This is a genomic window from Pedobacter sp. Bi27 (assembly GCF_918698255.1).
GTDB lineage: Bacteria > Bacteroidota > Bacteroidia > Sphingobacteriales > Sphingobacteriaceae > Pedobacter.
The window spans coordinates 99,653-119,875 of record NZ_CAKKMW010000007.1; the positions used below are offsets into that span (position 1 = coordinate 99,653).

Below are 20,223 nucleotides of genomic sequence, written 5' to 3' on the forward strand. Positions count from 1 at the left end.
AGAAATTAGAAGAATTTAATGAGTAGTCCTATCGCAGCCGCTACACCAATGATGTAGGGCTCTTGTAATTTTTTGATGTAGATAAGTGAAAGTATAGCTGCTACTGCGATTAATGCTGTTGGAATGTCTTTTATCGAACGCATACCGATCACAATTACTGAACCAACGAGTGCGCCAATCACAGCCGCAGTAATTCCTTCAACGAATGTTTTAACACTATTATTTTTTGCAACCTTTTTGAAAGAGGGTGCTAAAGCTACTGTGAAAATGTAGCAGGGCAGAAAAGTAGCTAGCGCCGCAACACAGGCCCCTGGAAACCCTGCGACAAGATAACCGATAAATCCTACTGTAATTACTACGGGTCCAGGTGTGATCATGGCAACTGCCACCGAGTCTACGAACTGAGCCTCCGTTAACCAACCAAATTCCTTTACCACACCACCATGCAGGAAAGGTACAATGGCCAGTCCGCTACCAAATACAAATGCTCCTGCCTTAACGAAAAACCAGCTAATATCTTGTAAGGTCTTGCTGTCATAGTGCCAAAAACCAGTACTGAACAATATTCCTGCGTGTAGATTTGAAGGCTTTTTAACCCATTGTGGTGGGGCCTTAATAAGCATATATAAGATGCCGCAAGCTAGAAAAAGTAAGATTTCCTCTTTTTCGGTAACAACGGTGATCACGATTCCAATGATATAGAACACCCATAAAAGCCATTTGGATTTGATGGCAGCAAGTTCCAATTTGCTGATTGATTTAATGGTTAATTTATAAGCACTCATGGTAATGATACCGATTACGGCAGCGCCTACACCATAAAATACTGCTTGCATCCATGCCAGCCCACCATATTGTTGGTAGGCCATACCAAGCAAAACCACCATGATGAAGGATGGCAGCACAAAGGCTAAACCTGTTAAAGTAGCGCCAATTAAGCCATAGTGTACAAAGCCGATATAGATCCCCAACTGCGCGGCAAGCGGCCCGGGCGCCAATTGCGCAAGCGCTAGCCCTTCTTTATATTCTTCCTCGCTCAGCCAGCCTTTCTGTTCAACCAGATCACGCTGCATATAGCCCACCAGCGCAACGGGACCGCCAAAGCCCCAAGTGCCCAATTTTAGGAAATACGTTGTAATTTCGGTTAGTGAGTATAGCGGTTTGGCTTTATCTGTTTGTTCTTTCATCAGCAAATTGTATTTTATTACAATATTGCTTATTCGTAAGGCGCTATAATTGTACGGATTTAACTATTTGTATCCGTTTTACCTTTTTGGTGTTTTTTTCTGTAAAACGACGGGTTTTCTCCGGTCTGTTTCTTAAAGATTCGATTAAAGTGGCTCTGGTCTGAAAATCCGGTAAGATAGGCAATCTCGGTTAATGAGTATGTTGTTGTTTCTATCAACAGCATAGCCTTTTCAATCCTCATCTTCCTTATATAATCTCCAAAAGACAGATCATCAAAATACTTGGAAAACTCGCGGGATAAATAAGCTGGATTAATTTCCAATTCATCTGAAGCCTGCTGGAGACTCAAAGACATATTCGTATCCATCTGATCCTGTATCATTTCCCGTAATTCATTCGCCCAGGCCGGTGCTTTCTTTCCTTTATTTTCCCGAAGGTACCTGGTGTATATGTCGAGTAACATTTGTTCAACTGGTCCGGCCTGTGTATGTGTTTTGTGGTAAAGGTGTTTTGCCCAACTATACAGGCCATCATAAATCTGCATACCTAAAGCCAGTAACTCCTGATCATTTGAACTGTGGTAAGCTAAACCCGAAAATACAGCTTCTAGCCCTGCTGCCTGTGGTGCGAAGTCATGGCGATCAGTATCTGCACCGCGAACGATAGCCGCAATGCGGTCGAGAGCAGAATCTTTTAACTGATGTTTTTTGATGAAATAATCAAAAGTGCATTGATCATTGTAATGTGTATATTCTACATCTGGCATGTCGAATGGTATGGCTCCGAATTCCCTGGCTTTAATCATCACCTGATCTGAGGGGACATAAATAATTTCTGCATCGGGATCGATAAAACGCCTGATTAGCCAGGGGCAGGCAATCCGGTCAATTTTTGGATGTTCACGGGTAATCCATTTTGTCATTTTAATAGGGAAGTAGTATGCAAAGTTAACTATCGTACCTGATTTTAATAACAATAATTCGGTGAAGTGAAACTTTTGTTTATTACATCAAAAAAATGGTTAGCTCACTTGGAATAAACAGCTAAGTTTTTAAGTGACCTTCTGGCATGGTACAGCATAAGTTAGGCCGTAAAGCCCCTTCAACATTGTCGTATATCACCACTGGCAAACTCGAATTTACATGCCATCTTTGTATAGTCAGGAATTGATATAAAAAAAAGATAAATTAATGGAGCAGCTACCATTCCAAAAACGGGCGAAACCGAAAAGCCTTAAGAGTAGGAAATTAAAAAATGATTTTATGTCGAACAACACCGTTTCATTGCACAGAGTTTTAAAAGCATCGCCAGAAAAAGTATATCGTGCATTTACTGAACCTTTGGCAATCGCTTCATGGTTACCTCCATATGGCTTTCTTTGTACTGTTCACGAAATGACAGTAGCATTAGGAGGTTCTTTTAAAATGTCATTTCAGAATTTTTCTACCGCTAATGGTCATTCGTTCGGCGGAAAATACCTTGAAGTAACACCAAACGAGTTTTTAAAGTATACCGATCAGTTTGATGATCCAAACCTGCCTGGTGAAATGATTACTTCAGTTTGGTTGAAAAAGACTTTAGTGGGTACCGAAATTAAAATTACTCAGGAAGGAATTCCCTCAGCTATCCCTGTTGAGATGTGCTACCTGGGTTGGCAGGAATCGCTCGAAAAGTTAGCCAAGCTGGTCGAACCAGAAATACCAGATGCTTAATTAAAGGGATTATATTTTTGAAATACATAACTCCAGCTAATCTCACGGCTTAAATAAGGTGAGACATGGATATGAAGTAAAAGGAACGCGGGAGAATTATTTATAGTGTTCCTAGGTCAGATCAACTAGAAAGCGGCCTGCGTTAGCGGCCGCTTTTATATACTTATTTCCATTTTAATATATTAAACTTATGCCCATCAGGGTCGGCGAAAGCGCAGCCGCACATGCCTTGAAATTCCTCTGGTGGCGAGAATACTGAACCGCCGGCATCTTTTACTTTTACGGCCCAGTCATCTACTTCTTCCTTTGTTTCGGCCGAAATGGTAAATATAACTTCATTGCCCTTGCTCAAATCGGCTAACTCGCCTTTCATGCCCTTTTTTAAACTATCTTCCTTAAAAAAGTGTATCACAAAATTATCCTCGCCAAATAAAAAGCTGGCCAGCTCATCGCTCTCGAGTCCTGCATTTTTTTCAAAACCTAGTTTGTTGTAAAAGGCTCTGCTTTTCTCTACATTTTTAACGCCTAAATTGGCCCAGATTTTTGTTTTCATAATTATAGTATTTAGATATTGATTCTTAATTATAGTGCCTCATCACTCAATAATACGTCTGTTGTTTTATCTGTTACAAATCTCTATAGATTATCGATATCATTTAGGCGGCATAAATGACAACTTAAGGGCGTGAAAGTGACAACTAAAATGCTTAATTTAGTTAGGATTAAAATAACGATTTGAGCATGTTAAAAGTTTGCCTTTATATTTTCGACGAGGCTGTTCCTTCATCGGTTACCGGAGTAGTAGATTTATTGAGTGGTGCCAACCGTTATATGGAGCGTGCTGGTAAAAAGCCTGTATTTGCGCTAAGTTTGGTTGCAGAGAAAGGTCACGAAATTCCCTTTCACTTTAATAACGTCAATATTGAGCAGTTAAATTATGAGGATATTCAACAAGCTGATCTGATTATTATTCCATCATTTAGTGTTGGTAACGATGGCGTGTTGGGCCGAAACCAAGCGGCTGTTAAATGGATCAAAGAAATGTACGCCAGTCGGACAGAAGTGGCCAGTTTATGCGTAGGCAGCTATTTTTTGGCAGAAGCGGGTTTGCTTGATGGTAAGGAAGTAACCTCACACTGGGCTGTAGCAGCCGATATGCAGAAACGTTACCCTAAAATAAGAATGAAAAGCGATTTGGTAACCACTGATCAAGACGGGGTTTATACCAGTGGCGGAGCATTCTCTTCTCTTAAATTGATCCTCTACCTGATCGAGAAATTTTGCGGTCGCGAAGCTGCGCTGTGGATCAGTAAAATGTTTGCCATTGAAATGGATCGAACCAGTCAGGCGCATTTTAAGGTATTTACCGGCCAGCATCAGCATGATGATAAAGACATTTTGAAAGCCCAGCAGTATATTGAAGAAAACTATAAGAACGAAATCGCGATGGACGAGGTATCCGGGCTGGTTAACATGAGTAAGCGTAATTTTATCCGTCGGTTTAAGGCCGCTACCCATAATACACCATTCGAATATCTGCAAAGGGTACGAATAGAATCAGCAAAAAAAGCCATCGAAATGAACCATAAAGATTTGCCATTTATTATGGAAGATACAGGCTATAACGATTTGAAAGCATTCAGGAAAATCTTTAAGCGCATTACGGGGCTTTCGCCTATGGAGTACAAACGAAAATATGCGAGGGCTTAAATCATCATTTAGCGAGATATGCAGGGGAGAAAAATAAAAACAATAAAACCATAATCAATAATAAGAGTCCATTAACCCAATAACGGTTTTTCCAGGGCTTTAAATCAACAACCTGTTTGTTCTGGGCTACATAGGCAGTTTCCAATGGGTATAATCTTCCTATAATGAGCATAATGGCGGTGGTAACAACAAAAAGAATAGCCAGTACATGCAGGAAGTGGATGCCGGTATCAAATACCATTTGTGTAAGTATATAGGCTACAAAGCAAAATCCCAGGCCTATTTTTGCGGCAATTGGCGGAACTTTTTTGGTTGCAAAGCCAACAAACATAATGGTAAAGATGGGGATACTGAATGCCGCATTTATCTTTTGCATGAAGGTATAAAAGCTATCATTTGAAAATATAAATAAGGGCGCTATGAACATGGCCAATAAGGAGGCAAACATTTCAAATCTTTTCGAGGTTTTTAACATTTTGGCCTCGGTAACCACAATTCCTTTCTTTTCTTTGGCTGGTTTGTAAATGTTGAGGATAAACAATGTACTGGCGCTGTTCAGTCCCGGAGAAAATGAGGTAATGGCAGCGCCAAAAATAACGGCAGCAATAAAACCGCTGAGTATAGGGGGCGATACATCGCTTACCACCCTCGAAAAAACTTCAGTCGTATTTTGCATGTTGCTGTACATATGAACAGCAATAATTCCCGGCAGCATAAATAATAAGGGGCCAAGAAGTTTGCCCGCACAGGCCAGTGCAATTCCCTTCTGGCTGGTTTTAAGATCAGAAGAAGCCAATGCCTGTTGCACAATTACCTGTTCCGTACCCCAATAAAAGAGGTTCATTAAAATCATACCGGTAAAAATGGTCGAAAACGGAATGGCATCACCTGTTTTTCCTATTGAATTAAAGTGTTCGGTTTTTGAGGTAAGAATAGTATGCATACCCTGTTGCAGATCTCCATTTCCTACATGCCTCACCCCAAAATAAGCCAGTAACAATGCACCGGTAAACATACAGGCACCCAATACCAGGTCAGAAATAACGATGGCTTTTAAGCCGCCCAATATAGAATATAAACTGCCTACAAGCCCGATGCACCAAACCAAAATCCAGATGCTGCTGCCATAACTGATGTTCCAGATATCGGAAAAATGAAACAGGCCATTTAGCGCAACTGCACCACTATACAATACAATAGGCAAGAGGTTAACGAGGTAGCTGATCAAAAAAAGAAAGGAGACAAGTTTTTTGGTTTGCGGATCGTACCGGCTTTCCAAAAAATCGGGTGTGGTAGACATGGCGCCCTTCAAATAAACCGGAATCACAAATTCTGAAACCAATAACATAGCAAATACAGAACTTACACCCCAGGCCATTACCGTCATATTGTTGATGTATACCGATTCGCTGCTGCCTACAAATTCGGCGGCACTGATGTTGGTGAAAAATAATGCACTTCCCACAGCAGTAAAACTTAAGGTGCGATTGGCCAGAAAAAGCCCGGCTGAAGTCGTGATTTTATGCTTTCGGGTTTTGATCCAGGAAATCAATGCAACCAGAAAGGTTACCACTATAAAAGTAACGAGCGCCGTAGTATTCATGTGCTTTAGCTTATAAAGAATTTCTTCTGATGAGTACTGTTGGAATAATTTCCTGGATTTTTTCTTTTTTCAGCACTGCCTGTGCAACTTTTTTGCCCATTAACGAAAAATCGGCCGAATAAGTGGTAATGCCTCCACCTATAAGTTCTTTTACAACCTCATCATTATGCGAAAGGATTCCGATATCTTTTCCTACCTGAAGCTGCTTTGCTTCGCAGTCCTTCAGGATTTTCCAGATTTCGGAATTGTTTAGTGTAAAGTAAACCTTGCCTTTTTCTACACTTCCAGGCTCATATTCATTTATTATCCGGGTATTTACGGCAAAATCTTTCGAGAATTTTTTAAAGGCCCTGATAATTTCGACAGGATCTAACGAACCGGGGACATGAAAGAAAATCATTTCATCGAACTTTTTTATGGTATCGGCAAGTTCGGCCAAAACTTGGTAGGTAGATTGCTCAAATTCCTGCGTTACATAATTAAATTCACCTTTTAAGGCTTCGTAGCGGTCGAACATGATGAGTTTATTGTTTGGCAGGCTATCTAACAGGTGTTTGGTTTTAGGATGTGGAATTGGCGAAATGACGTAAACTCCATACTTTCCTTTGATCATATCCAGCATGGTTTCGAAGATGGTGATATTGCCGTGATGAAAAAAAACATCGATATGTACATTTGGTCCAAGTTCATTCCTGAAATTACGGTAAAATTGCTCCTGGAAGGAATCGATCAGGTACATCAGCAACGCTACCTTTAAGGTTTGTTCGGTATCGTCGTTAGCCACAAAATACCCTAAACGCTTTTTCGATTCCACTATGCCACGGCTAATCAACTCGCGATAACCTTTCATTACCGTTTCGCGGGCAAAACCAAGTTCTTTAATCAACACATTGATAGAAGGAAGCGCTTCTCCTTTAGAAATAATTCTTTCATCAATAGCATTAATAAAGCCCTGAACGAACTGCTCATGTTTTGAATAGGAGGGTATTTCTTCTAGTTCCCGTATTTTTTCGAAAATAGTTATCATAAAGTAGATTGGGCTACACTAGTCTATAGGTTTGTAATATGAGTTGCCTTTTAATTTACAAGGTAATAAAATTCAGTTAATCAACAATTGAAAAAAAAATATTCCACATCTCATTTTTCGCGTAGTGATTTGTAAAGATAGTTTTTGTAACAATAAAGGCACAAAATCGACTTTTTTTTGTTGGGGGCAGCCAGGTGCTGAACATGTTTTTTACAAAAAGCAGAAAATAAGTTTTGCAATTCTAATAAAAGATCGTTTATATTTACAACATAATAGAACAGAATAGACTAGATTAACTTGACTATCTTTTTTATTTCCAACCAAAATAAACCAAATATGAACTTAAAACTTACTTTTCAAAAGTTAGGCTATTCCGATCTGCTCTGGAAAAAGCTTATTTTATTACTGCTCTTTTTTGCTGTTTGTGTTCCCTCGTTTGCTCAGCAAATGGTTTCGGGCAGGGTAACAGACAATGGACTGGGATTGCCAGGGGCTTCGGTTAGGGTAAAAGGAACCCAGCAAGGCACAAAAACAGATACCGATGGACGATTTAAATTAAGCGTTCCGGCTAATGCCATTTTAATATTTAGTTATGTGGGCTATACCGATCAGGAAATTACTGTAGGTGATAAAACCAACATTGATGTACAGCTGGCAGAAACATCAGGTTCTGGCTTAAATGACGTAGTGGTGGTAGGTTATGGTACCAAGAAGCGGGCAAATTTAACGGGTGCCGTTGCCACAATAAGTGGGGCTGAACTGGCAAAATCACCTTCAACCAATCTTACCAATTCTATTGCCGGCCAGGTTCCAGGGCTTATTGTAAATACAAGAAGCGGTGAACCGGGCAATGATAATGCCGATGTGTTTGTTCGTGGAAAAAGTACTTTAGGAAGCACGGGCGCCCTAGTCGTAATTGATGGGATTCCAGACAGATCAGGCGGCTTCGCCAGGCTAAACCCAGCTGATATCGAATCTTTTACGGTGATCAAAGATGCAAGTGCTGCAATTTATGGTGCTCGATCGGCAAATGGGGTTATCCTCATTACCACAAAAAGAGGTAAATCTGGTCGGCCAGTATTTTCGATTGGAACCAACTGGGCTACAACACAGCCTACGCGTGTACCAGAAATGCTGAACGCCTACCAATATGCACAGGCTACAAATGAATACGATGCTTTAGTTGGGCAGCAATTAACTTGGAAAGCAGAGGATATTGAAAAATTCCGTAGCGGATCTGACCCGCTCGCGTATCCAAGCAACAACTGGTGGGATGCGGTAATGAAAAAACGTGCATTACAGCAAAACCACATTCTTTCGCTTAGCGGTGGAACGGATAAAGTGAGTTATTTCTTTTCAGGTCAGCACCAGAAACAAGATGGTATCTATAAACGCGATGCCGCTTATTATACACAAGACCAGGCGAGGGCAAATGTAGATGTGAATGTGACCGATAATTTTAAAATGGGTGTAGATGTGAGTTATCGCAACGAATTTCGCAATGCAGCCAAACGTGGCTATGATGCTGGTGGAATTTTTAGAGAGTTGTGGCTAGCCTATCCTTACCTTACCCCAATATACGACAATGATCTTGTTGGTGTGGGAATTGGAGGCGGTCCGGATAACAGTATGGTTTACATTACTTCTGGAGAGGCCGGGTACCAAAGATTCACCACTGATTACCTGCAAACTAAGGCATCTTTTAGCTGGAAGCTGGATAAGGTGACCAAGGGACTTTTCGTGGATGGATATTATGCGTTTGACAAAACCATATCGAAAACAAAATCGTTTACCAAAACACCACCTCCGGCATTCCGTTATAATCCTGTAACAAAGGGATACACCCAGGTGCTTTCTTCGATTACGCCATCGCTATTTGAGCAACGCGGCGATATTAATCAAGGTTTATTAAACTTAAAACTAGGTTATTTAAAAACAATCAACGATCATACTTTTGATGCTTTTGTCGCTTTCGAAAGCTTTAAAGGCAATACTGATATCATTAATGCCAACAGGTCAAATTTCCTCAGCAATAGTTTAGATCAGCTTTTTGCAGGAAGCCTTATCGGTCAACAGAACAATTCGAGCGCTGCAAAGGCCGCACGTGTGAATTACATCAGCCGGTTTTCTTACAATTATAAAGGTAAGTACCTGTTAGATTATACCATGCGTTATGATGGTTCTCAGAATTTTCCACAGGGAAAACGTTATGGTTTTTTTCCGGGAGTATCAGGAGGGTGGCGTATTTCGCAGGAAGATTTCTTCAAATCGGATGTGATCAACGAGCTGAAATTGAGGGCGTCGTGGGGTAAGACTGGTAATGATGCCGTTTCTGCCTTTAACTATTTGCAAACCTATTTGCTTGGTAGCGGCTATGGCTATTCTTTGGGTTCTGGCGCTTCGCAGGTTTCTTCACTGGTATTGGGTCCAACCCCAAATCCGAACATTACCTGGGAGCTGGCCAATACTACCGATATTGGTTTGGAAACACAGTTTTTTAAAGGAAAGTTAGGCGTTAATATTGATGTATTCAGATCGTTGCGCTCTAATATTCTAATCACCAGAAGTGAATCTGTTCCAGGATACACAGGTTTAACGCTGCCGAGTGAAAACCTGGGGAAAGTATTAAACCGTGGAATAGAAATGGAGGTTTTATACCACAACACTATTGGCGATTCTTTTAAATACAACGTTAGGGGTAATATCACTTTCGCAAGGAATAAGGTCATCTTTATGGATGAAGCCGCGAATATTCCGGATTATCAACGCAAAACCAATATCCCGATTGATTCGTGGTTCCTGCATCAGAGTGATGGTATTTATCAAAATCAACAGGAAATTAACAATACGCCGCATCCGGCAGGTACGGGTATTGGCGATATCAGATATAAGGATATAAACAATGATGGTGCAATTAATGATTTGGATAAAGTGAGAACGCCACTTACCCGTACACCGGAGATTATGTTTGGTACTTCTTTTGGCGCCAGCTGGAAAAACATAGATTTTACGGTTTTCTTTCAAGGACAGGCAAGGGCCAAATCTTACCTGGCGCCAGCGGGTTTAAATATGGTTCAGGAATTTTTTGAAGAAAGATGGCAAAACCCAGGAGATAATAAATATCCAAGAAACTTTAGCGGTCCAACTGGCAGAACATTCGGTGTAAATACCCTTGAATCGGATCTGTGGTTACGGAATGCGGCTTTTGCAAGGTTGAAGAACATGGAGCTGGGTTATACCTTTTCAAAAACATTGATTGAAAAGATAAAAATGCAAAATGTAAGACTTTATATCAGCGGAACAAATCTATTTTCTATCGATCGTTTCGGGCCATCGTTCGATCCAGAAACCCCAAGTAATTCAGGACAGTATTATCCACAACAGCGTGTGATCAATGTTGGCGCAAACATTACCTTCTAAAAAAGTATATCATGAAATTGAACATCAATAATTTAAAAATAAACAGTACAGTTTTACTCATCTGTACACTGCTGCTAATCGGAGGATGTAAAAAGGCGCTCGAGCTGCAGCCTTTAAACGCTTACTCAGAAAAGGATGTGTGGACCGATCCAAAACTGGTTCAGGTTTTTGTAAACAGTATTTACGATCAGACGGTGCTGGCTTACCAGGATGGTGGGCTAGGCTGGGGCGCGCAAACTGATGAGCTTTATGGAAACTTTAACTGGACAAATGAAAACCTGTATGTACGGGGGGAGGCCACGCCTGATAACCAAAGTTCAGGATCGCTGAACCATTGGAACAAAATGTATGCTTCTGTCCGCTATAGTAATATATTTTTCACAAATATTGATCAGGTAACAGCAGGAGGCGATGCGGTTAAAACCATGAAAGGTGAAGTACACTTTTTACGTGCTTTGGCTTATTTCGAACTCCTAAAAAGGTTTGGTGGCGTACCGCTTGTTGTTAAGGTTTACGATGTGAACGACAAAAGTTTTAACGAAAAAAGAGCTACATGGAGCGAAACGAAGGATTTTATACTTGCCGAGATAACGGAAGCTTTAAAAACCCTGCCAACAGTTTATGCAAGTGCAAATGATAAAGGCCGTGCCACTGTAGGCGCAGCTTTGGCCTTAAAATCGAGACTTTTGCTTTATGCGGCGAGCCCGTATTTCAACAAAAGCAATGACAAAAAATTATGGGAAGATGCAAAACTGGCAGCCAAGGCTGTAATAGATTTTACTACGCCTAAATATGCTTTATACGGCAATGCAGCTAACGGAAGCTATAATAAAACCTATCTCGATTTTTTCAATTCTGAAATTATTTTTTCGAGGGTATACAGCGGCTTGGTAAGAGCAGATCGTTATAATACCGTGAGCAGAGATTTAAGCCCAAATGGTTATAATGGTTATAGTGCTTATAACGTTGTTCAACAAATGGTTGATGATTTTGAAATGGCCGATGGTACAAAATTTAGCTGGAGCAATCCTCAACAGGCAAAAGATCCGTATCTGAATAGAGAACCAAGATTTTATGCAACAATTTTGGCCAATAATCAGCAGTTTAAAGGACGTTTAACCAGCTTTTTTGAAGGTGGTGACGACTCTCCCCAAAGCCCTTATTCTCCGTGGAATGCTTCGAAAACCAGATACTGTGTGAAAAAAATGGTAAATGAGGCTTTCGATTGGAACGTTCAGGATTACGATGCCAGCCAGTGGGTGGTTTTCAGGTTATCGGAAATCTATTTGAATTATGCCGAAGCCTGTGCTGCGCTTGGCGAAGAGGGAGAGGCCCTAAATTACCTGAATAAAATAAGAATTGAAAAAGCGGGTATGCCGGCCGTAAGTGGGTCTGGAGCATTACTAATGGATCAGATAAGACATGAACGCAGGATAGAACTTTGCTTTGAAGGACACCGTTATTTTGATATCAGAAGATGGGGAATAGCAGAAACAGGTTCAGAAGATGCAAAAGGTGTAACGATTACCAAACAGGCAAACGGTACTTTTACCTATGCATTAATGACTGTTCAGGAGCGTACCTGGGTGCCAAGTTTTTATTTCTACCCAATACCAAGAAGTGAAATACAAAAGAACCCTGCCATTGTGCAAAATCCAAATTATTAATTAAATGCTGTTTTTAATGAAGTGTGGACAAAACGTTCATACTTCATTTTTTCCTTTTTTGATATGAAATCTTTCCCAATAAAATGTTTACCGTTCATCTTAATTTTGCTGCATTGTTTTGATGTAAACGCTCAGGATTTACGCTGGCACCTGCAAAAGAACGGGGGCATCGAATGGACTGTTAAAAAAAACACCAAACATACCGATCAGATAGAAATGAGCGGGAAACAAATTTCCGCCATAATTACCTATGGTGTAAACGATAAAAATAACCTGGTCTTAAAAAGAAAACTCGTATTCCCGATGCTGCGGATTATCCCAAACGATACCCGTGGAAGCCTGATTAAAGATTTTGATCAGTTAATACCTCCTGTTTTGATCGACGGAGCAGCCTTGAACGAACAGCCCATGGCTTTTTCTATCAATGGTTCGGTAAAGGTGAGGTCTGAAATTGGAAATGTGAACGTACTTCGCGAGCTCTTCCCATCAACCGATAAACCGGCATTTATTGAACACACGATATTTAAAAATAGGGGATTGAAACCAGTCGAAATTGTTGTTCCGGAGTTTGATCAAACAGATAGTACTGCACGCAGTAAAGGCGTTTATGGTACTTACCTGCTCAATACAAAAATATTTGGGACGGGTAAGTTTATTTTAAAAGCAGGAGAAGAACAAACCTATGCAATTGTTTATTCGGCACGGAAAACAGCCGACCAGCCTTATACTTTTTCTTCAGTATACGAATCATTAAAACGACGGAATTTCGTAAGCGAAATTACGCAGCAACTGGTACTGAAAACACCAGATGATACCCTGAACCAGATGTTTGCTTTTTCCAAAATCAGAGCTTCTGAAAGTATTTTTGATACGAAAAATGGTTTAATGCATGGTCCGGGTGGTGGATCTTATTACGCTGCAATCTGGGCAAACGATCAGGCCGAATACATGGACCCGTTTTTCCCTTTTTTGGGCAATGCTGCAGGGAATGAAAGTGCTAAAAACAGTTTCCGGCTGTTTGCCAAATACATGAATCCCGAATACAAACCGATTCCTAGTTCGATTATAGCAGAAGGAACTGATAAATGGAATGGAGCGGGCGATCGCGGTGATATGGCTATGATTGCTTATGGTGCATCGAGGTTTGCACTGGCTTATGCAGATACAGCCGAGGCCCGACAATTGTGGCCACTGATAACATGGTGCCTGGAATTTTCAAGAAGGAAAAAAAGTGCAGATGGGGTAATTGCTTCCGATTCGGATGAGCTGGAAGGAAGGTTTCCGGCGGGTAAAATTAACCTATCAACCAATACGCTGGTTTACGGCGCATTGATTAGTGCTGCAGACCTGTCAGCAAGTCTTGGCGATAAAACAACTTCAACAAATTTGCTTAAAGAAGCATCAGTACTAAAAATAGCCATAGAGAAATATTTTGGAGCAAAGGTGCAAGGATTCGATACTTACCGTTACTACGATGGAAACGATAAGCTTAGATCATGGATAGGAATGCCACTGGTAATGGGTATTTACGACAGAAAAGAGCAGACTGCCAAGGCGCTTTTGTCTGATTACCTGTGGACAAAGGACGGGATGTTGAGCGAATCGGGATCAAAAGTATTCTGGGATCGTTCGCTTTTGTACGCTGTGCGTGGTTTGTTCAACGCGGGTGTGACCGATACCACCATGAAATACCTGAAATACTATACTGCCAAACGTTTGCTGGGAGAACATGTGCCTTATGCTGTTGAAGCCTGGCCAGAAGGAGATCAACGACATCTTTCGGCTGAGAGTGGATTATATTGTCGTGCCATAACCGAAGGATTGTTTGGGATACAACCTACTGGTTTTAAATCATTCCGGTTGTGCCCTTATCTTCCAGCAGGCTGGAAACAAATGTCGCTTAAACACATACGTGCATTTAATAGCGATTTCAGTATTACGGTTTTCGAGATTGGAGGAAAGATCAAAATTTTGGTAGAACAGGAAAGTGGCAAAAAACAAGAAATCAACTGGGGCGGAAAACAGGCTGTAGAAATTAACTTATATTAAACACATGAAAAGAATCCTTTTTGTACACATTTTTCTTTGCCTATGCTGCGGCGTTTATGCCCAGGGCGGAGTAACTTTCAAATCAACCGATGCCGCTTTGCAAACCGCATTTGTTAGGGCCAAAGAAATGGCATTAAGTTATAAAGGCAAGCCTTCTGATCCGGTTGGTCCCTGGTACGAATCTGCTTTACCGCCACGATCGGCGTTCTGTATGCGCGATGTAGCCCACCAGAGCATTGGTGGCGAGATATTGGGCTTGAATAAGGAAAATAAAAATATGTTCAGGCTATTTGTTAACAATATATCCGAATCTAAAGACTGGTGTTCTTATTGGGAAATAAATCATTTAGGTAAACCCGCTAAAGATGATTATCGCAATGATACAGCATTTTGGTATAACCTGAATGCGAATTTTGATGTGCTTAATGCCAGTTGGAAATTATATTTATGGACAGGCGACCTTGAATACATCAATGGCGCAGGTTTTAAAAACTTTCACGAAAAATCAGTAACCGAATATATCAACCGTTGGGTATTGCAGGCCGATTCTTTGCTTAAAAGGCCAACGCATCCAAATGCTCCAGTGCCTTTTAATAACAACGATTCATTTCATCGGTGCCGTGGTTTACCTTCTTATTCGGAGGGAGTGCCCAATATTAAAATGGGGGTCGATCTTGTGGCCGCAATCTATAGGGGACTAATGTCGTATGCAGCAATGCTCGACCTAAAAGGGCAGCACGATAAAGCAAAACAGTTTAAAGAAAAGGCTGAAGCTTATCAGAAAAGTATCGATGCTTTGTGGTGGAACGACAGCGCTTCGCAATACCATACTTTTTATTCGAACGACCATAAATTTGGTATGGATGAAGGGGAAACTTTTCTACTTTGGTTCGATGCTTTAAAAGCCGGTGAACGCAAAGAAAAAACCATTCAACATCTATTATCGAAAAACTGGAATGTAGAAAACCTGTCGTATTTTCCTTTAATTATGTACCAGAACGGGCAGTCAGAAAAAGCCTACGGTTATTTATTGCACTTAACCGATCCTGCAACAACCAGAAGGGAGTACCCCGAAGTTTCTTTCGGTGTAATTAAAGGTTTTACAGAAGGGTTAATGGGGATAGAAGCGGATGCCCGGTTTGATCAGATCACAACTTTGTACCGTGGTAAAAAAACAACAAGTTCCGAATTAAAAGATTTACAAGTTTTAATGACTTCTGTTACGGTAAAACATGAGGGTAATATTGCTACGACGCTAAGTAACAATGGTCAAAAGAAAATTCTTTGGCAGCCTAAATTTTTAGATGATAAGGGAAAAACCATTGTGAAGAAAGCAGTTTGGGTAAAACCGGGAAGCTCAGTTAAATTTAAAAGAGCCTAACAACATCTAGCTTTTTCCACCATAAGTTTAATTTGTTTTTTTAATGGCGTGGCAATGTGATTAAGTTAAGTGCTATGCCGTTGTCAGTCTGAGCTTGTCGAAGACCTTTCTATGGTCAAAAACCCAAAAAAATGTTCTTCGACAGGCTATCATTGACAGATCTTTTAAGAAGGGTCGTCATTGCGAGGCACGAAGACAACCGAACGAAGCGAGCTCATGAATGCCTTTAAAAAACAACTGCAAAAATGAATAATCTTAAAGCGCTCGCTACTAGCGATAGTTGTAAGATTGCTTCGTCGGCTGAAAAAGCCTTCTCGCAATGACGATAATCTGAGGGGATTTAATTTTTTAAATTCTCCTGTCATTAATATTGATTTTTATACAATAAATTATCCCTCAGGATGACAAATGTTTTTTGTTTTCTCCTAAAAAATAAATGACATTGGGCGTAGGGGTAAATACAAATGTTGTTGTCATACTTTCAAAACACAATAAATATTCAATTATTTAAAAACAAAAAAGTATGAAAATGAACAGGTTTTATTTATTATTTGCTGTTATGGTTATTACAGCGGGAGTGGCAAAAGCACAAGATGCTGACGTTGTATTTGGTGTAAAAGCCGGTGTAAACTATGGAACATTGCCAACAAGTTTAAATGCCATAACAGATAAAAAAGGAAAGGTAGGTTATAATTTTGGGGTATTTGCACGGGTTGGGAAATCGCTATATTTTCAACCAGAATTGAACTATGTTAGCTTTAAGAGTTCATATGTTTATGCAGCTAACACTTATACACCAAAATTTAACCAACTTAATTTACCACTTATGGTGGGCTACAAACTGATCGATACCGAAGCCTTAAATTTTAGGGTTTCTGCTGGGCCTGATGTTAATTATACCCTTAACGAAGCAAAAGGGCCGGTTGGCTTTGATTATAAAAAGCTTAATTTCGGTGGAGTGATCAATGCAGGCGTAGATATTGGAAACATCAGTATTGATGCCAGATACAGCAGGGGCCTTGCAAAAATTAATAAAGGACTAGGTGAAAAAAGCGGTTTGTTTAATTTATCTGTCGGATTTAAATTGTTTTAAGGCACTTCTAAACTTCTGTATTCTTCTTACTGGTAAGTTTGAATACCGCAAGAATATAAATCCATTTTTCGCTAAAGAAAAATGGATTTTTTTTGTTAACTTCTTAAATAACATTCCGTTAATTTAAGAAACTAAATTAGTTTTATTACTTTTGTTGCCAAACGAACTATTTAAGTCTTGTGTCATGTAATATCATTTGCATATAATGTTGAATGACCTTTCCCACCCGGGGAGGGAGTAATTACTATTTATTTTTTATTTTACTTATTACAATATGGCTATTTCACAAAAATATGGTCGTACTTATCACTATCCTTTTTCGCCGGGAACAACCAGCGATGACAGGATACAGCACGACTATTGGGAATATTTACAAAAAATCCCTACACTTATACACACCGAAAAACTTGATGGCGAGAATAATTGCCTGTCTAAACACGGGGTGTTTGCCCGCTCGCATGCAGCTCCAACAACATCACCATGGACCGAAAGTCTTAGGCGTTTTTGGCAGCTTGCGAAACATGATTTAGGAGACTTAGAAATCTTCGTAGAAAACTTATATGCCATCCATTCTATTGAATACCGTAAGCTGGAACATCATTTTTATGTATTCGGTATCCGCGAAGGCGACCATTGGCTCAGTTGGGAAGAAACGGAGTTTTATGCAACTATGTTAGATCTGCCAATTGTCCCAGTAATTAAAATAGAGCAAAAACCAGAAAATCAACAACAGTACGAAAAAGAAATACTCGAGTTGGTGAAGGCACCAGGTAAATTTGATACCTATGATGTTTACGATAAAACCCAGGTTACTATGGAAGGAATTGTTAGCAGGAATGCTGATGGGTACGCTGTTGATGATTTTGCCCAAAATGTGTTCAAATACGTACGCAAGGGGCATGTTAAAACTGATGAGCATTGGACCAGAAGCTGGAAACGCGCATCACTGATAAATGAAGGAGGTAAGCATGTGGACATTAAGTGAAAATAAACAGTGGGCGGATCTTGAAATTCGCTTTGACTGGATAAAACGCATGGCAGATGTTCAACAAGATTCACGCTATCATGCAGAAGGCAATGTGGCCATACATACGCAAATGGTATTAACAGCTTTGCAAAATGAACCTGCTTTTAAAGATTTATCTGAACAGGATCAGGAAATTTTATGGGCAGCTGCTTTATTGCACGATGTTGAAAAATACAGCACTACTGTTTTTGAAACAGACGGAAGCATTACCTCAAAAGGACATGCGCGTAAAGGAGCTCAATTTGCAAGGCAATTACTATATCAGGTTGAACCTACGCCTTTTGCCATTCGTGAACAAATTGTAGGGCTGGTAAGGCACCATGGTTTGCCAATTTGGTTATTCGAAAAAACTGATCCTGTGAAAGTTTTAGTTAAGGCAAGCATGGAAGTTAATTTGCAATGGTTATGTTTATTGGCAAAAGCAGATATGCTTGGCCGTATCTGTGATGATCAGGAAGAGATGTTATATCGTATAGCTTGCTTCGAAGAATTTTGTAAGGAAAACGAATGCTGGGGAAACTCCTATCGGTTTAAATCAAATGCTGCGCAAATGTATTTTATGCAACATGAAGATGCTTATTTAGATTACATCCCATTTGATGAGCCAGTAACGGAAGTTATTTTGATGAGTGGTTTGCCTGGTGCCGGAAAAGACACCTATATTAAAACACATTACGCAGATTGGCCGATAATCTCTTTAGACAGTATCCGTAAGGAAAAGGGAATATCTCCAACGGATAGAGCAGGTAATGGGAGGGTAATACAAGAAGCAAAAGAGCAAGCCAGGGTTTATCTGCGAAAACAGCAATCATTTGTTTGGAATGCTACCAATACGACGAGCCAGATGCGCATGCAATTAATTGATCTGTTTGGTATTTACAAGGCAAAAGTAAGTATTATCTATATTGAAGTGCCTTATCAACATTTGCACGTTCAGAATAAAAATAGATCTGCTATTGTTCCTGCAGGAATACTTAATAAACTAGCGCGTAAACTCGAAGTGCCTGTACAATGGGAAGCGCATCAAGTAGTTTATCAGATTCGATAACAAGGTTTTTTTAAATTCGTAATTAATCGAGCTAAGCTAAAAATCATTGGAAAAACATCCAATTAAGGTAGCCCTTCAGTGTATTCTGAAGGGCTTTTTTGTGCTTTTAAAAGTATTTTGAATTGTTATTTCCATTGATTTATAAATGAAATCACCTTTTAATATGAGCTAAATTCGTTAAAAACTAAAAATGTGTAACTTCAATCCGTAAAACATATCATATGAAATATAACCGGCGCGATTTTATTGGTGGTAGCATGGCACTCACATCAGCTTTATTTTTAAAACCAATGGAAACATATGCTACACCTTCTTCCGGATCTGAAAAATGGACAAATGGTTTCGCCCTAAAAATCATGGCGCCCTATTGGGGGTTTAATGGCTCGGTAACTGATTTTTGCAAAAAGGCAAAAGATTCAGGCTATGATGGAATAGAAATCTTATGGTCGCCAGAAATTGCAGAAGAGTTATTTAAAGCGTTAAAAAAATATCAATTAGAAGTTGGTTTCCTTTGTCGTGGAGATGAAGCCTTTCCGGTGCCGCACTTTGCAACTTTTAAAAAAGTACTTAAAGAAGCTATTGAACATCGGTATCAAAAACCTTTGTATATAAATGTTCACTCCGGAAAGGATTTTTTTCAATACCAGGACAATAAAAAATTCATTGATTTTACTGTTCAGTATGCCAAAGAAACAGGAGTTCCAATTTATCATGAAACCCATCGGTCGCGTATGCTTTATTCAGCTCCGGCATCATTACAATATTTAGAGAAAAACCCTGATTTAAGGTTAACCCTCGATATTTCTCATTGGTGCAATGTGAGCGAAAGTTTACTCGAAGATCAACCAGAAACTGTGGCACTTGCCATTTCACGTACCGATCATGTTCACTCCAGGGTTGGCCACGCAGAAGGACCACAGGTAAGCGATCCGAGAGCGCTGGAATGGAGGCAAGCGGTTGATGCACATTTTGCCTGGTGGGACAAAGTTGTTGCCATTAAAAAACAACAAGGTAAAATCCTCACTATGTTAACCGAATTTGGCCCGCCCAGTTATATGCCAACCATTCCGTTTACCAACCTCCCAGTTGCCGATCAATGGGAAATAAATGTATTTATGATGCAGGTTTGGAGAAAAAGATATTTGTAGTTTTTCTAAAAAAGGAGACTGCTTATAGCTAGCTCGGTGGGTTATTTTTAAGCGAAATATGTAATATAGTAGGAAAAAACTGCTTAGTGATGAAGATTTAGTAGCCGTGTGCCCCAAACTGAATAAGGGTTTAGCTATTCGCTGCATTCC

15 protein-coding genes are annotated in these 20,223 nt (G+C 40.0%); 10 read left to right on the forward strand and 5 right to left on the reverse strand.

Annotation, left to right across the window (positions count from 1 at the left end):
• Positions 1 to 5: 5 nt before the first annotated feature.
• The gene (locus tag LQ227_RS21250) at positions 6 to 1,187 is read right to left on the reverse strand and encodes a chromate transporter (protein WP_230150962.1); all 1,182 of its coding nucleotides are present in this window, start codon (positions 1,185 to 1,187) and stop codon (positions 6 to 8) included.
• A 59-nt stretch (positions 1,188 to 1,246) separates the two neighbouring features.
• On the reverse strand, positions 1,247 to 2,110 hold the full coding sequence (locus LQ227_RS21255; protein WP_230150964.1) for a chromate resistance protein ChrB domain-containing protein: 864 nt from the start codon (positions 2,108 to 2,110) through the stop codon (positions 1,247 to 1,249).
• A gap of 340 nt (positions 2,111 to 2,450) precedes the next feature.
• On the opposite strand from LQ227_RS21255, the gene LQ227_RS21260 reads away from it, so the two are divergent.
• Positions 2,451 to 2,900: an SRPBCC family protein gene (locus LQ227_RS21260; protein WP_230150967.1), complete on the forward strand. Its 450-nt coding sequence runs from the start codon at positions 2,451 to 2,453 to the stop codon at positions 2,898 to 2,900.
• A 163-nt stretch (positions 2,901 to 3,063) separates the two neighbouring features.
• On the opposite strand, the gene LQ227_RS21265 is transcribed toward LQ227_RS21260, so the two are convergent.
• Positions 3,064 to 3,453, reverse strand: a complete 390-nt coding sequence (locus tag LQ227_RS21265) for a VOC family protein (RefSeq protein WP_230150969.1) — start codon at positions 3,451 to 3,453, stop codon at positions 3,064 to 3,066.
• 188 nt (positions 3,454 to 3,641) lie between these two features.
• Between LQ227_RS21265 and LQ227_RS21270 the strand changes: the two genes are divergently transcribed.
• Positions 3,642 to 4,610: a GlxA family transcriptional regulator gene (locus LQ227_RS21270; RefSeq protein WP_230146086.1), complete on the forward strand. Its 969-nt coding sequence runs from the start codon at positions 3,642 to 3,644 to the stop codon at positions 4,608 to 4,610.
• A gap of 4 nt (positions 4,611 to 4,614) precedes the next feature.
• Here LQ227_RS21270 and LQ227_RS21275 read toward each other — a convergent pair whose 3' ends face one another.
• Both LQ227_RS21275 and LQ227_RS21280 read right to left on the reverse strand, forming a co-directional pair.
• The gene (locus tag LQ227_RS21275) at positions 4,615 to 6,213 is read right to left on the reverse strand and encodes a solute:sodium symporter family transporter (protein ID WP_230146085.1); all 1,599 of its coding nucleotides are present in this window, start codon (positions 6,211 to 6,213) and stop codon (positions 4,615 to 4,617) included.
• Between the two features lie 10 nt (positions 6,214 to 6,223).
• A complete protein-coding gene (locus tag LQ227_RS21280) occupies positions 6,224 to 7,240 on the reverse strand; it encodes a GntR family transcriptional regulator (RefSeq protein WP_230150978.1) in 1,017 nt (338 codons plus the stop codon).
• A gap of 336 nt (positions 7,241 to 7,576) precedes the next feature.
• Here LQ227_RS21280 and LQ227_RS21285 point away from each other — a divergent pair, with 336 nt between their 5' ends.
• From LQ227_RS21285 to LQ227_RS21320, 8 genes are all read left to right on the forward strand, one after another.
• A complete protein-coding gene (locus tag LQ227_RS21285; RefSeq protein ID WP_230150981.1) occupies positions 7,577 to 10,660 on the forward strand; it encodes a TonB-dependent receptor in 3,084 nt (1,027 codons plus the stop codon).
• Between the two features lie 11 nt (positions 10,661 to 10,671).
• Positions 10,672 to 12,327 carry a RagB/SusD family nutrient uptake outer membrane protein gene (locus LQ227_RS21290; protein WP_230150984.1) on the forward strand — a complete coding sequence of 552 codons (1,656 nt, stop codon included), beginning with the start codon at positions 10,672 to 10,674 and terminating at the stop codon, positions 12,325 to 12,327.
• Between the two features lie 63 nt (positions 12,328 to 12,390).
• Positions 12,391 to 14,376 (forward strand): hypothetical protein, encoded by a 1,986-nt coding sequence (locus tag LQ227_RS21295; RefSeq protein ID WP_230150987.1) that lies wholly within the window; start codon positions 12,391 to 12,393, stop codon positions 14,374 to 14,376.
• Positions 14,377 to 14,380: 4 nt separating this feature from the next.
• Positions 14,381 to 15,757, forward strand: coding sequence for a trehalase family glycosidase (locus LQ227_RS21300; protein ID WP_230150990.1), 1,377 nt, complete (start codon positions 14,381 to 14,383; stop codon positions 15,755 to 15,757).
• Between the two features lie 529 nt (positions 15,758 to 16,286).
• Complete coding sequence (locus LQ227_RS21305; protein WP_230150993.1) at positions 16,287 to 16,850, forward strand: porin family protein; 564 nt, start codon at positions 16,287 to 16,289, stop codon at positions 16,848 to 16,850.
• A 274-nt stretch (positions 16,851 to 17,124) separates the two neighbouring features.
• Entirely contained in the window at positions 17,125 to 17,835 is a 711-nt protein-coding gene (locus tag LQ227_RS21310; RefSeq protein ID WP_230150996.1) for an RNA ligase family protein, read from the forward strand.
• 49 nt (positions 17,836 to 17,884) lie between these two features.
• Complete coding sequence (locus tag LQ227_RS21315) at positions 17,885 to 18,925, forward strand: AAA family ATPase (protein WP_230150999.1); 1,041 nt, start codon at positions 17,885 to 17,887, stop codon at positions 18,923 to 18,925.
• A 221-nt stretch (positions 18,926 to 19,146) separates the two neighbouring features.
• On the forward strand, positions 19,147 to 20,073 hold the full coding sequence (locus LQ227_RS21320; RefSeq protein WP_230151001.1) for a sugar phosphate isomerase/epimerase: 927 nt from the start codon (positions 19,147 to 19,149) through the stop codon (positions 20,071 to 20,073).
• Positions 20,074 to 20,223: the final 150 nt, after the last annotated feature.